Annotated in this window: 11 protein-coding genes and 1 tRNA gene; 7 read left to right on the top strand and 5 right to left on the bottom strand. The window is 68.5% G+C overall.

The features are described 5' to 3' along the window. Both KHU32_RS22230 and KHU32_RS22235 read right to left on the bottom strand, forming a co-directional pair. Window positions 1-783 (bottom strand): crotonase/enoyl-CoA hydratase family protein, encoded by a 783-nt coding sequence (locus KHU32_RS22230; RefSeq protein WP_213672383.1) that lies wholly within the window; start codon window positions 781-783, stop codon window positions 1-3. Beyond that, window positions 780-2447, bottom strand: coding sequence for a long-chain-fatty-acid--CoA ligase (locus KHU32_RS22235; RefSeq protein ID WP_213672384.1), 1668 nt, complete (start codon window positions 2445-2447; stop codon window positions 780-782). Before KHU32_RS22235 ends, KHU32_RS22230 begins: the two co-directional genes overlap by 4 nt. A 148-nt stretch (window positions 2448-2595) precedes the next feature. Between KHU32_RS22235 and KHU32_RS22240 the strand changes: the two genes are divergently transcribed. From KHU32_RS22240 to KHU32_RS22260, 5 genes are all read left to right on the top strand, one after another. Continuing rightward, on the top strand, window positions 2596-3600 hold the full coding sequence (locus KHU32_RS22240) for a Bug family tripartite tricarboxylate transporter substrate binding protein (RefSeq protein ID WP_213672385.1): 1005 nt from the start codon (window positions 2596-2598) through the stop codon (window positions 3598-3600). 240 nt (window positions 3601-3840) lie between these two features. Next, the gene (locus tag KHU32_RS22245) at window positions 3841-5175 is read left to right on the top strand and encodes an extracellular solute-binding protein (RefSeq protein WP_213672386.1); all 1335 of its coding nucleotides are present in this window, start codon (window positions 3841-3843) and stop codon (window positions 5173-5175) included. Further along, the gene (locus KHU32_RS22250; protein ID WP_213672387.1) at window positions 5172-6059 is read left to right on the top strand and encodes an ABC transporter permease subunit; all 888 of its coding nucleotides are present in this window, start codon (window positions 5172-5174) and stop codon (window positions 6057-6059) included. Before KHU32_RS22245 ends, KHU32_RS22250 begins: the two co-directional genes overlap by 4 nt. Further along, a complete protein-coding gene (gene ugpE / locus KHU32_RS22255; RefSeq protein WP_213672388.1) occupies window positions 6056-6877 on the top strand; it encodes a sn-glycerol-3-phosphate ABC transporter permease UgpE in 822 nt (273 codons plus the stop codon). Before KHU32_RS22250 ends, ugpE begins: the two co-directional genes overlap by 4 nt. Before the next feature lie 287 nt (window positions 6878-7164). Then, window positions 7165-9015, top strand: a complete 1851-nt coding sequence (locus KHU32_RS22260; RefSeq protein ID WP_213672389.1) for a M14 family metallopeptidase — start codon at window positions 7165-7167, stop codon at window positions 9013-9015. On the opposite strand, the gene KHU32_RS22265 is transcribed toward KHU32_RS22260, so the two are convergent. Next, complete coding sequence (locus KHU32_RS22265) at window positions 8960-9901, bottom strand: LysR family transcriptional regulator (protein ID WP_213672390.1); 942 nt, start codon at window positions 9899-9901, stop codon at window positions 8960-8962. The two genes, KHU32_RS22260 and KHU32_RS22265, sit on opposite strands and share 56 nt — an antisense overlap. Window positions 9902-10074: 173 nt before the next feature. Between KHU32_RS22265 and KHU32_RS22270 the strand changes: the two genes are divergently transcribed. After that, window positions 10075-10983 carry an alpha/beta fold hydrolase gene (locus tag KHU32_RS22270; protein WP_213672391.1) on the top strand — a complete coding sequence of 303 codons (909 nt, stop codon included), beginning with the start codon at window positions 10075-10077 and terminating at the stop codon, window positions 10981-10983. Between the two features lie 117 nt (window positions 10984-11100). Next, the gene (locus tag KHU32_RS22275) at window positions 11101-11706 is read left to right on the top strand and encodes a hypothetical protein (RefSeq protein ID WP_213672392.1); all 606 of its coding nucleotides are present in this window, start codon (window positions 11101-11103) and stop codon (window positions 11704-11706) included. 76 nt (window positions 11707-11782) lie between these two features. On the opposite strand, the gene KHU32_RS22280 is transcribed toward KHU32_RS22275, so the two are convergent. Both KHU32_RS22280 and KHU32_RS22285 read right to left on the bottom strand, forming a co-directional pair. Beyond that, a tRNA-Gln gene (locus tag KHU32_RS22280) sits at window positions 11783-11857 on the bottom strand. After that, window positions 11848-12729 carry a 4-(cytidine 5'-diphospho)-2-C-methyl-D-erythritol kinase gene (locus KHU32_RS22285; protein WP_213672393.1) on the bottom strand — a complete coding sequence of 294 codons (882 nt, stop codon included), beginning with the start codon at window positions 12727-12729 and terminating at the stop codon, window positions 11848-11850. The genes KHU32_RS22280 and KHU32_RS22285 overlap by 10 nt, the downstream gene beginning before the upstream one ends. Between the last annotated feature and the right edge of the window lie 8 nt (window positions 12730-12737).

Raw genomic sequence — 12737 nt, forward strand, 5'->3', positions numbered from 1 at the left:
TCAGCGAGGCGCCGATCCCAGCGGCGCCGCGCGCTTCTCGACGAAGTCCCGCAGGCGGTCGGCCGCCTGCGTGTCCGCGCTCGTATAGGCGGCGAGCAGGGACTCGAAGAACAGCCCGTCGTCATGCGAGAGGTCCTGCATGCGGGGCAGGCCGCTGGTGATCGCGTAGTTGGAGAGGGGCGCATTGCCGGCGACGCGCCGCGCGAGCTCGCGCGCCTTTTCCAGCGCCGCGCCGGGCTCCGTCACGTATTGCACCAGGTTGAATCGCTCCGCTTCCGTCGCGTTCAGCACGCGGCCGGTGAGCATGAGGTCGGCCATCCGGGCATAGCCGAGCAGGCGCGAGATCCGGACCGAGCCGCCGCCGCCCACGAAGATGCCCCGCTGGGCCTCCGGCAGGGCGAAGGCGGCCGTCGCATCGGCGACGCGGAGATGGGCGGCGGCGGCGAGCTCCAGCCCGCCGCCGATGACCGAGCCCCGCAGCGCCGCGACGAAGGGGATGGGCCCGCGGGCGATCTGGTCGAAGGCCGCGTGCCATTTGCGCGAGCGCGGCCGGAGCTTGTCCTGGGCGTCGCGCTTCTGCAGCGCCTCGGCGAGGTCCAGCCCGGCGGAAAAATGATCGCCATGGCCGAAGATGACGGCGGCCCGCGCTTCCTCGCCCGCGCGAAGCGCCGCGTCGCGGATCTCGGCCACCATGGCCTCGCTGATGGCGTTGCGCTTGGCCGCGCGGTCGAGGCCGATGAGGGCGACCTCGCCCTCCAGCTCATAGGTGACGAGCGCGCTCATGCCGCGCTCTCCGCCAGGGCCTTGGCGCGCTCGCGCTCCTGCAGCTCGCGCCAGAGGATCTTGCCGACGGCGGATTTCGGCAGTGCTGGCACGATCTCCACCTCGCGGGGAATCTTGTAGGCGGCCATGCGCGGCCGGGCCCATTCGATGAGCTGCGCCGCGTCGAGCTGCCCCGTGCTGCCGGGGCGCAGCGTGACGACGGCCTTCACCGTCTCGCCGCGCCGCGCGTCGGGCACGCCGATCACGCAGGCTTCGAGGATATGGGGATGCTCGTAGAGGCGGGTCTCCACCTCCGCCGGCCAGACCTTGAAGCCGGCGGCGTTGATCATCCGCTTCAGCCGGTCGGTCATGAAGAAGTACCCTTCTTCGTCGACATGGCCGATATCGCCGCTGCGGTACCAGCGGCGGCCGTCGATCTCGACGATCGCCTCGGCCGTCGCTTCCGGCCGGCCCCAGTAGCGGCGCAGCAGCTGCGGGCCACTGATCAGAATCTCCCCCGCCTCGCCCTGGCGCTGGGGCTCCAGCGTCTCGGGATCGACCACGAGCACCTCGGTCTCGAAGAAGGGAATGCCGAGGCATTGCGCCTTGGGCCGCTCGATCGGGTTGAGGTGCGTCGTCGCGGCCGCTTCCGTCATGCCATAGGCCTCGATGAAGGGCAGGCCGGTCGCCTCGCGCAGCCGGCGCCAGACCTCCTGCGGCATGGCCGCGCCGCCGGCGGTCACGCGGCGCAGCGTGCCCAGGTCGCGCTCCGCGAGGTCGGGCTGCGTGAGCAGGTCGATGCAGGCGGTGGGCGCGATGGGCAGGTGCGTGACGCCGTAGCGCTCGATGAGCTGCAGCGCGAGGCGTGGATCCCAGCGCGGCATGGGCAGGATTGTGCCGCCCGTCAGCACCGGCAGGTGCAGGCACTGGTTCAGGCCTGCCACCTGGTACATGGGTGGCAGACCGAGCGTGACCGTGGCCGCGCTCTGCCCGTGCCAGAGCGCGCAGCCCGCCGCCGTGTGCTGGAAGGTGCGATGCGGATGCTCGCATCCTTTGGGCAGGCCCGTGGAGCCGGAGGTATAGGGCAGCAGCGCGAGGTCGTCCGGCGTCGCCTCGGGCGGCGGGGCGCGGTGGCCGGCGGCGAGGGCGTCACGCCAGGGCGTGGCGTCCTCGATGGCGCGGGCGGGCTCGCGCAGCCAGTCGGGCAGGTCGTAGTCGGGCGCGGCGGGCAGGTAGTCCGAATAGGCGACGACCGCCACGCGCAGGGCGCCTTGGGCCGCCTCCCGCAGCACGGGCGCGAGGTCCTGCGCCACCACCGCGGCCGCCGCGCCGCTGTCCGACAGCAGGTGACGGAGCTCGCTGGCGCGTGTCATCGGATTGACCGGGACCACTACGCAATCCGCCCGCAGCGCGGCGTAATAGGCGATCACGTATTGCGGGCAGTTCTGCAGGAAAAGCAGGACGCGATCGCCGCGGCGCAGCCCCGCCTGATGACGGAGCCAGCCGGCGAAGGCCTCCACCTCCTCCTCCACCGTCCGCCAGTCCAGGTCGTGGCCGTAGAAGCCGATGGCGCGGTGGCTCGGATGGCGGGCGGCGGAGACGCGCAGGTTGAAGGCCAGCGTGGTCTCCAGGCGCGGCAGGCGGCGCGGCAGGTGTGCCGGCCAATAGGCGTTCGGTGACGACATGACGCTCCGTTCTCGATGCGGGGGGCAAATGCCGGCCCATTCAACGAACATAAGGGGCTAAATTTGATATCACACGTCAATTTGACGTGCAATGAATGTGAGTTGGTTATAAATATCGATTCTACATCGTTGATTTGTGAGATCGTGCATGTCCTTCCCCCCTCCGTCCTCCGCCGCCTGGGGGCGCCGAGCGCTGCTGGGCGCGGCCTCCGCCCTCGCCATGCCGGCGCTCGCCCGGGCCGACGCGCCTTCCTCCTCCGCCTGGCCCAACCGCTCCATCCGGCTCGTCAGCGGCTTTCCGGCCGGCGGCGGCATCGACGTGCTGGCGCGCACGCTGGGCCGCCTCCTGCAGGGGCCGCTGGGCCAGCCGGTGGTGGTCGAGAACATCACCGGCGTCGGCGGCTCGCTGGGGGCGCAGGCGGTCCGGCGCTCGGCGCCCGACGGCTACAACCTCTTCCTCGCCACCACGGCCACGCATGCCATCGGCCCGGTGCTGAACCCCGCGATCGGCTATGATCCGGTGAAGGATTTCGACCTCGTCGCGACCCTCTGCACCTTCGGCTTCGTCCTGATGACGCCGCCCACGGGTGCGACGACGCTCGCCGGCCTGGTCGAGCAGGCGAAGGGCGACCCTGCCAGCGTTACCTACGGCACCAGCGGTATCGGCACGCCCCACCAGATCGCCTTCGAGCTGCTGCGCCAGCAGGGCGGCTTCGAGGCGACGCATGTGCCCTATCGCGGCATGTCGCATGCCATCCTGGACCTCACGGCCGGGCGCCTGGGCGCGATGTTCTGCGACATCCCGAGCGCCGTCGCCCTCTCGCGCGGCTCGCCGGTCAACTTCCTCGCCGTCACGACGAAGGAGCGCCATCCGGCCCTGCGTGATACCCCCACCCTCGCGGAGCTCGGCTATTCCTGCTTCGACGTGACCTGGCAGGCGCTGGTGGCGCCCGCCGGCACGCCGGCTCCGATCCTGCGGCGGCTGGGCGAGGAGGTGGTCGCGGCGATCGGCACGCCGGAGGGCCGCCGCCGGATCGAGGAGCTCGGCCTCTCGGCCTCGCCGCGCGTCGCGACGGAGAATGACACCTTCCTGGCCGATCTCTATGCCGAATGGACGCAATGGGTCCGGCAGTCGCGCATCGCCGCCGCGTGATGACGACCTGAGCGGATGGGGCGCGCGTTTCGCCCCATCCGTGCCATTGCGCGATATTTTCGCGCAATCGAAGAATCACTCTTGATTGAGTTTAATTAGAATTCAACAATCGTGATCGATGAGACCTTCAAGCCGCATTGATGGCCGACCCGGAGTATCGCCGCGCGACGCGGCCCGATGTCGCCGTGCCTCTTCCGCACGTCCCGAGTCATCGACCGAAGCCTGAAGGAATTCTCCCACATGAACAGCACCCGTCGCGGCCTGTCGGCGCTTGCCGGCGGCATCGCCCTGCCATCGCTTGCCCGCGCGCAGGCTCAGCCCATCGAAATCTCGCTCTGGTTCAGCCTGACCCGCCCGCTCTCCGACATCGTCGAGGGCTTCGCGCGTGACTTCAACGCGAGCCAGACGCGCTTCCGCGTCGTGCCGACCTTCAAGGGCGTCTATCCCGAAAGCCTGGCCGCGGCGATCGCCGCCGTGCGGGCCGGCAACCCGCCGCATATCCTGCATGCCGCCGAGATCGCCACGGCCACGCTTTCCAGCGCGCCGGGCGTCGCCAAGCCGGTGCAGGACCTTTTCCAGGAGGCCGGCATCGCCTTCGATGCGGACGACTACCTGCCCGCCATCCGCCAGTACTACAGCACGCCGCAGGGCAAGCTGCTCGCCATCCCCTTCTTCGTGCCGACGGGCGTGGTCTTCTACAACAAGGACGCCTTCCGCCGCGCTGGCCTCGACCCCGACCGGCCGCCGACGACCTGGAGCGGCGTGAAGGAGGCGGCCGAGCGCATCGTGGCCGCGCGCGCCGCCGCCACGGGAATCTCCACCGCCTGGCCCGGCATGCTGCAGCTCGAGCACCTGCTCGCCTTCCACAACCAGCCCTATGCGACGCGCGGCAATGGCTTCCAGGGCCTGGATGCGGAGCTGGTGTTCAACAACCCGACGGCGGCGCGGCACTTCCAGAACCTGGCCGACTGGCAGCGCGCCGGCCTCTTCAAGTATGGCGGCCGCGACTTCAACGGCGACAGCGTCTTCGTCTCGGGCGAGAGCGCGATCCACATCGCCGCCTCCTCGGTGCAGCTGCGGATCCAGCGCGAGGCGAACTTCGCCTCGGGCATCAGCACGCTGCCCTATTACGACGACGTGCCGGGCGCGCCGGTGAACTCCATCATCTCGGGCTCCAACTTCTGGTCGCTCGCGCATCCGCGCCGCACCGCCGACGAGTATCGCGGCGTGGCGGAGTTCCTGCGCTTCATCACGCAGCCGCAGCGCGTCTTCGCCTATACCTCCGAGAGCTGGGTGCTGCCGAACACGCGCAGCGCCTTCGAATACGGCCGCGCGCAGGGCTTCTACGACCGCACGCCCGATGCGCTGGTGGCCTATCGCCAGGTGACGAAGCAGGAGCCGACCGGGAATTCGCGCGGCATCCGCCTCGGCGGCCTGACGGAGATTCGCAGCATCGTGGAGGAAGAGCTGGAGCGGACGCTGCAGGGCGGCCAGACCGGGCAGCAGGCGCTGGATCGCGCTCGTACGCGCGGCAACCAGGTGCTGCGGAACTTCGAACGAACGGCGCGGCGTTGAGCCGCGAGGCCGCGGCACGGGAGCCCTTCGGGGAGGCCGTGCTGCCCTGGCTGTTGCTGGCGCCGCAGCTCGCGGTCACGGGGATCTTCTTCCTGTGGCCGGCGGCCTGGGCCTTCTGGCAGTCCTTCCACATCAGCGATGCCTTCGGCACCAGCCTGATCTTCGTGGGCCTGGAGAACTATGTTCTGCTGGCCGAGGACCCGCTCTACCGCGATGCGGTGGTGCGCAGCTTCGTCTTCGCCAGCCTCGTCGCGGGCTTCGCCCTGGGGGTTGGCGTCGGCCTGGCGCTGCTGGTGGAGAATGGGGCGCGTCGCAAGCGCGTCTGGCAGGCGCTGCTGACCTGGCCCTATGCCCTGGCGCCGGCGACGGCAGGCGTGCTGTGGCTCTTCCTGCTGCACCCCTCGGTCGGGCTCATCGGGACTGCGCTGGTGCGCGCGGACACGGGCTGGGATTGGCGCATCAACGGAACGCAGGCCTTCCTGCTGGTCGTCGGCATCGCGGCGTGGAAGCAGGTCGCCTACAACTTCATCTTCGCCTTCGCGGCGCTGCTCGCTTTGCCGCGCAGCCTGATCGAGGCGGCGGAGATGGACGGGGCCGGCAAGGCGCGCATCGCCTGGTCGATCCAGCTTCCCCTCATCGCGCCGACGCTGTTCTTCCTGATCGTCGTCAATTTGGTCTACGCCTTCTTCGACAGCTTCGGATTGATCCACGCGCTCACCCGCGGCGGGCCGGCGAATGCGACGGAGACGCTGGTCTATCGCGCCTTCGTCGATGGCCATGTGAACCACGATCTCGGCCGCTCCGCCGCGCAGTCGGTGGTGCTGCTGGTCGTGGTCGCGGCGCTGACGCTGTTGCAGTTCCGTGCGATGGGACGACGCCCATGAAACGGAGCCTGGCTTTCCTGACGCTCTCGGTCGCAGCCTTCCTGCTTCTGGCGCCGGTCCTGGTGGCGCTCCTGGGCGCGACCCAGCCTTCGGAGGTGATCGCGCGCGGCAGCATGGCCTGGCTGCCCGGCGGCGAGACGGCCCGCAATCTAGGCGAGGCGCTGACCCAGGGGGCCGGCACGGCCCCGGTCTGGCGGCTGCTGCTCAACAGCGCGGTGATGGCGGCCGGCATCGCGGCGGGGAAGATCGTGCTGTCGCTGCTCTCGGCCTTCGCCCTCGTCTATTTTCGCGTGCGGGGACGCGGCATCGCCTTCGCGCTGATCTTCCTCACGCTTCTGCTGCCGGTCGAGGTGCGCATCGTCCCGACCTATGACGTGGTGGTGAAGATGGGCCTCTCGGACAGCATGGGCGGCCTGATCCTGCCCTTGCTCGCCTCGGCGACCGGCACGCTGCTGCTGCGCCAGTTCATGCGCGACCTGCCGCGCGAGCTGGTCGACGCCGCCCGCATCGACGGCGCCGGTCCGCTCGCCTTCTTCTGGCATATCTTACTGCCGCTCTCGCGCACCAGCGTGGCGGCCCTTGGCGTCGTGCTTTTCGTCTATGGGTGGAACCAGTATCTCTGGCCCCTGCTGATCGTGACGCGCGCGGAGCTCGATACGGTCATCGTCGCCGTCGTGAAGATGATCGGCACGGGGGAGGCCATGAGCGATTGGGGTGCCATCATGGCCGCCGCGATCCTGGCGCTGCTGCCGCCGGTCATCGTCGTGCTCGCGCTGCAGCGCCTGTTCGTGCGGGGGCTGATCAGCGCGGAGAAGTGAGGTCCGGCGTCCACGGGGCGTCGACGGCTTTTCCGCTATCGGCGGGCCAACAAGCAGATCGCCGCCCTGGCTTTATGTCGCTCAACGATAGGCGACATTTGAACATTCGATTTGGCCGAGGGCGTTTCCACCATTAAATCCGGGGCGTGACTTTGCTTTCGCGGCCAGGCGAATGAAGGCATCGGTTCTCGCCGACGCGAATCTGGGACCACGGGGTTAGTTCTGGTTGCGAAGGGCGATGAGTGGCCCGATCGAGGCGGTGGGTCCGTTCCGGAGATGATATCGCGATGACCGTTTCTGACGTCGATCCTGCTCAGGCAGCACAAAGCGCGCCCGATTTCTCCCTGGACCTCCGCGCCGGTTATCGCGAGGTGATTTTCCCGCATCAGGTCTTCCCGGATGTGCTCGATGATTTTGTCGAGCGCCTCGGCGCAGGCATTCCGAACACCGGACCGATCGAATTCTGGTGCTTCTCCGACGTCGAACGTCGCCGGAAGGCCGAGCGGACCCTCCGGGCGGCGGGCTTCAGCGTTCGAGTTAGATCCGCCTACAAGCCTCTCGTGCATTTCATGCTCGAGGAGATCCCGCTTGCCGAGGTCACCCGCGCGGTCGTCCATTATCCCGTCGATGCGCGCGCCGCCTCCTCGAACCGCTTTCTCTCTGAAGCCTATCCGCTCGCGGCGATACTGGCGTCCAAGATCGATTTCGTGCCGAGGGTCGCTTCGGACCTCACCTACCATGTCGAGTTCGATTTCGCGGATGGCCGCAGGGAGCAGCATGCGGTTTTCGCTCCCAACCGCGTGCAGGTCGATGCCTTCGGCGAGAAGGTCTTCATCCCCTGCGGCTGGCATCGGGTGGCCGGAACCTTGCCCTCGATCGATGCCCCGGTCCGCACGGAATACGAGCTCCTGTTCGAAGCGGCGATGGACGGCCTTCGCTGCCATTCGTGGAGCGGGCCTTTGCCCTTCTTCGAACGAATGGAAATCCGGACCGAGATCGCGGGCTTCGAAACCCATGTGAAGGAAGCGCCCGGGCAGATCAGCACTTTCGATGCCCTTCACGAGGATCTCTACTTTTCCGCCCAGGAATTCTTCATCCAGCTTTGCGGCCGCAAGACCGGCGACCGCACCGTCCGATCCGGACAGATCGTGCCCCTGGTCCGGCCGCGAAGCAGCGGGGCTTCACTGACGATCGAAGCCGTTCCCTATCCCGTGCCGGCCGCCCTGGAGGTTCCGGCAAGCATCGACCTCGAACGGGCCCAGGTGCCCATCGATGCCTCCCAGCTGGCCGAGGAGCTGAAGAAGGTTCCGGGCGCCGTGGTCGAAGGTCGCTCGGTGCAGGGAAGGCCGGTCGTCGGGATACATCGCGAGACGTCGGCCTCTGGAATTCTCGTCACGGGCGGCCAGCATGCCAATGAGCCGACGGGCATCGTCGGCGCGATCCGCGCAGCGAGGAGGCTCGCGCTGCTGCCCGACGCCCATTTCGGTCTGGTCGCGCTCGAGAATCCGGATGGCTATGCACTCCGCGAGGAACTCGCGCAGCTCTTTCCGCATCACCTCCTCCATGCCGCCCGATACACGGCGCTCGGCGACGACATCCCCTCGCGCCAGGCCGAGCCGCTTTTCGAGAAGGCCGTGCGGCTCGACATGGCGCGCCGGACGAAGGCCGTCATCCACTGCACCCTGCATGGCTATCCGGCCCATGAATGGACGCGCCCGTCGGCCGGGTATGTGACGAAGGCCATGGAGGAATGGAGCGTCCCGCGCGGCTTTTTTCTCATCCTGCGTCCGAAGCCCGGCTGGGAGAAATTCGCTCAGGCCTTGGCGGAACACGTGGCCCGCCAGCTCAGCCAGTTGCCTGAGCTGGCGGCGTTCAATGCCCGGAGCCTGGACATCTTCCGCACGCATACCGGATTGGCGCCGGAAACTCTCCACGGCATCCCGCTGACCTATATGAGCGGGGAAGGGGGGCTATGCCCGGTGACCGTGACCACGGAGTTCCCGGATGAAACGATCCATGGCGCGCCGTTCGAACTGGGCCACACGACGCAGATGCAGGCGGTCCTTTCTGCCTATGAATTCCTCATCTCTCCGGCCGGGCAGGCATTGATGCCATCGGCAGGCGAACCTCGCGCTTGATGAAATCGATGAGCCATCGCATGGGCGGCGCGCCGCTGCCCTTGCGCGCATAGACGAGGTCGACGCGGAAGGGCTCGGCGTCGAAGGGCACGGCGCGGCAGACGACCCCTGTCGTTTCCGCGAACCGACGCGCGACGCTCTCCGCCATGGTGGCGATCAGGTCGGTCCCGGCCACGGCGAAGGGGACGGCGACGATATGCGGCAGGCTGACGGCGATGCGCCGTTTCGCCCCATGTTCCGCGAGGACCGCATCCATGACGCCCGCCCCGCTGCTGCCGTCGGACGAGAACCAGGCATGCGGAAGTCGCAGATAGTCTGCGCGGCTCAGCACGCCGCTTGGGTCTGCGCGTGCGGCGTCCTGGATGCAGGCAAAGCGCTCCAGGAACAGCGTGTGCCGAAGCGTCAGCGGCGAGTCCGGCAAATGCCCGCCGACAAGGGCGTCGATCTCACCCCTCTCGACGAGCTTCAGCGTCTCCGCCCGATCCAGCGTGGCTTTGACCAGCAGATCGACGCCGGGGGCCTGCTGCCGAAGCGCCCTGACCAGGGCCGGCATCACGACCAGGTTGCCGTAATCCGTGGCAGCGATCGTGAAGCGGTGACGGGCGGTCGCGGGATCGAAGGATTTTCCGCGCTCGAGGGCTTCTCGCAGCTGTTCCAGCGCGTCGCCGACCGGCCCGGCCAGTGCCAGGGCGCGCTCGGTCGGCTTCATCCCGGTGCCCGTTCGTATGAAGAGCTGGTCCCCCAGCAGCGCCCGCAGCCGCGTGAGCGCGCTGCTCATGGAGGGCTGCGCGAGCCCGATCCGCTGCCCGGCGCGGGTCACGTTCCGCTCCTGCATCAGCGCATCGAAGGCGACGAGGAGATTGAGGTCGAGGGAGGCTAAATTCATCGGGACAATGCCATGTATGGCAACAATCGATTTTTTGAATGCAGGGCCACTGTCTATTTTCGCACCGCGACAGGGACTTTCGGCGAGCGGGCAGAGGGCATCGGTCCGGGGAACCTTGAATCGACCTCATCGCGGGTTGGCGGATCGCTGTGCCACGAGACCAGGAGATGAGCTTGCCCGAAAACATCCACGAGACCATCCAGCTTGATGGCGTCGCCTTCCGCCACCGCATGGTGACCGCGGCGGATATGCGGTTCCACCTGGTCGAGGGCGGCAGCGGCGAAACCGTTGTGCTGCTGGCGGGATTTCCGCAGAGCTGGTTCGCCTGGAGGCGCGTCATGCCGCTGCTGGCGAAACGCTACCACGTCATCGCGCTGGACCTGCCGGGGCAGGGCGATTCCGACAAGCCCGTGGACGGCTATGACACGCGCACCGCCGGCGCGCGGATCCACGCGCTCCTGAAGGTGCTGGGGCACAAGCGATACTTCATCGGCGCGCACGATATCGGCGCGTGGATCGCCTATCCCTATGCGGTCGCCTATCCGGAGGAAGTGCGTCGCCTCGTCATGCTCGACGCGAACGTGCCGGGCATCACGCTGCCGACGACGGTGACTGTCGGCGCGCACAACTGGAAGAACTGGCACTTCTTCTTCCATCCGGTCCCCGATCTGCCCGAGATCCTGATCACCGGCCGGGAGCGCGCCTATATCGAATGGTTCTTCCAGCGGAAGACGGCCAATCCCGCCGCCACCTTCAGCCCCGCCGATCTCGACGAATACGAGCGGGCCCTTCGCGCGCCCGGCAATCTCCGCGGCGCCCTGGCCTATTACCGTGCGGTCTTCGAGGACATGGAGCAGAACCAGGCCCTGTCCTCCGTGAAGCTGGCGACGCCCCTCCTGGCCCTCGGCGGCGATGTCGGCATGGCGCCCCAGCTCTACGAGGCGATGAAGCCGCTGGCTGAGAACATCCGCGGCGGCGTGATCGAGAATTGCGGCCACTACATCCCGGAAGAGCAGCCTGCCCAATTGGCCGCGCGCATGCTCGCCTTCTTCGACGAGGAAAGCGGCCCACACGGGTCGTGAGGCGGCGAGCGACAAGGCCGTCATAAAACGTCGTCAAGCGAGAGGCACCGACACTTTGTGCGCCCGTAGGTTCGCTGCACCCGGATCGGTTCCGGGCAGCACTGCGGAGAAGATGAGATGTTGAGAATTGTCCTGGTTGCCGGCTTCCTGGCCGGAGCGTCGGCCTTGGCTTCGGACCCCGCCCAAGCGCAGGAAGCCGGCTATCGTTGCCCGGCCGCCGGGACGACCCTGGAGCGCACGCGTGGCGACGCCTTCACCTATCGCGGCGACGGCGCGGCGCCCTTCCTGTGCGCGACCTCGACCGGCGCGCAGCGCTTCCTCGGCTACTGGCAAACGGGGGAGACCTTCTATGCCAGCAACCGTGGGCCGCTGGAGCGGATGATGACAGCCGCCTTCGAAGGGGCCGCGCCGTCGCCGGTGTCCTTCACCTATTTCAGCCATTCGGCGGTCGGCTACATTCCGATCACGGTCCGGGAGAGCTGGTCGGCGGGTGGGGCCGAGGCGGTGAGCACGCCCGCCGGCAGCTTCAACGCGCTACGCGTCGAGCGGGTCTTCCAGATCGTCGATTCCGCCTATCGCTACAGGCAGACCCTGTGGCTGGACCGTCAGAGCGGCGTCCCCGTTCGCGTGGAGGTCGAGCATCTCAACGGGATCATGGCGCCGCAGGTCTTCTCGTGGCAGGCGGCCGCGGTTCATCGCGGGCACGTCGCTTCGACGCGGTGAGGATGGGCGGCGCCAGCGAAATGCCGACGCTGCCGTGCGGCGGTATTCCGGAATCGTCAGCGGCAGGCGGGAGGGTTGGCTGGGGTGCTAGGATTCGAACCTAGGAATGACGGTACCAAAAACCGTTGCCTTACCACTTGGCTACACCCCAACTGGGCCCGGATGTAGCGAGACAGGCCGGGCGCCGTAAAGCCCCCCACCCGAGGCCCACCAGGTCGAAGGCATGGCACGAGCGGCGGTCTCGGCCTCGGCGGGCGTCGCGAAGAGGCCGAAGCAGGTGGCGCCCGAGCCGCTCATCCGCGCCAGCAGGCAGCCCGGCTGGCCGCGCAGCGCCGCCAGCACCTCGCCGATCGGGGAGCAGAGGGAGAGCGCCGCCGCCTCCAGGTCGTTGCCGAGCCGGGCGAGATCGGTCGCCATCGCGGCGGCATCGGGCCAGGATTCGGGAAGCACCGCGGGCGGCGAGAATCCGCCCTGTCGCGCGCGGAAGACGGCCGGCGTCGCCAGGGGGACGCGTGGATTCACCAGCAGCAGCCCGCATTCCGGCAGGGTGGGGGCGGGGCGGATCAGCTCGCCGATGCCCTGCATCACGGCGGGGCGGGAGGCCACGCAGACCGGGACATCCGCGCCCAGCGGCGCCGCCAGCGCCGCCAGCGCCGCCTCGTCGAGCCCGGTGGCCCAGAGCCGGTTCAGCAGCCGGAGCGCGGCCGCGGCATCGGCCGAGCCGCCGCCGATGCCCGAAGCGACGGGCAGGCATTTCGTGAGCCGGAGCGCCGCCCCGTGCATCACGCCTTCCGGCAGCAGGGCCCGCGCGGCGCGCAGGACGAGGTTATCGGCCTCCGCGACCAGGGCGTCGCCGAAGGGGCCTTCCAGCGAAAGGCTCAGCGTCTCCGCCGGCACGGCCTGGAGCGCGTCCGCCGCCGGCCCGAAGACCGCGAGACTGTCCAGCAGATGGTAGCCGTCCTCCCGCCGTCCCGTGACGTGCAGGTAGAGGTTCACCTTGGCAGGCGCCGGTTCCAGCAGCATCACGCGGC

The sequence above is a fragment of the Roseococcus pinisoli genome (genome assembly GCF_018413645.1).
Lineage (GTDB): Bacteria > Pseudomonadota > Alphaproteobacteria > Acetobacterales > Acetobacteraceae > Roseococcus > Roseococcus pinisoli.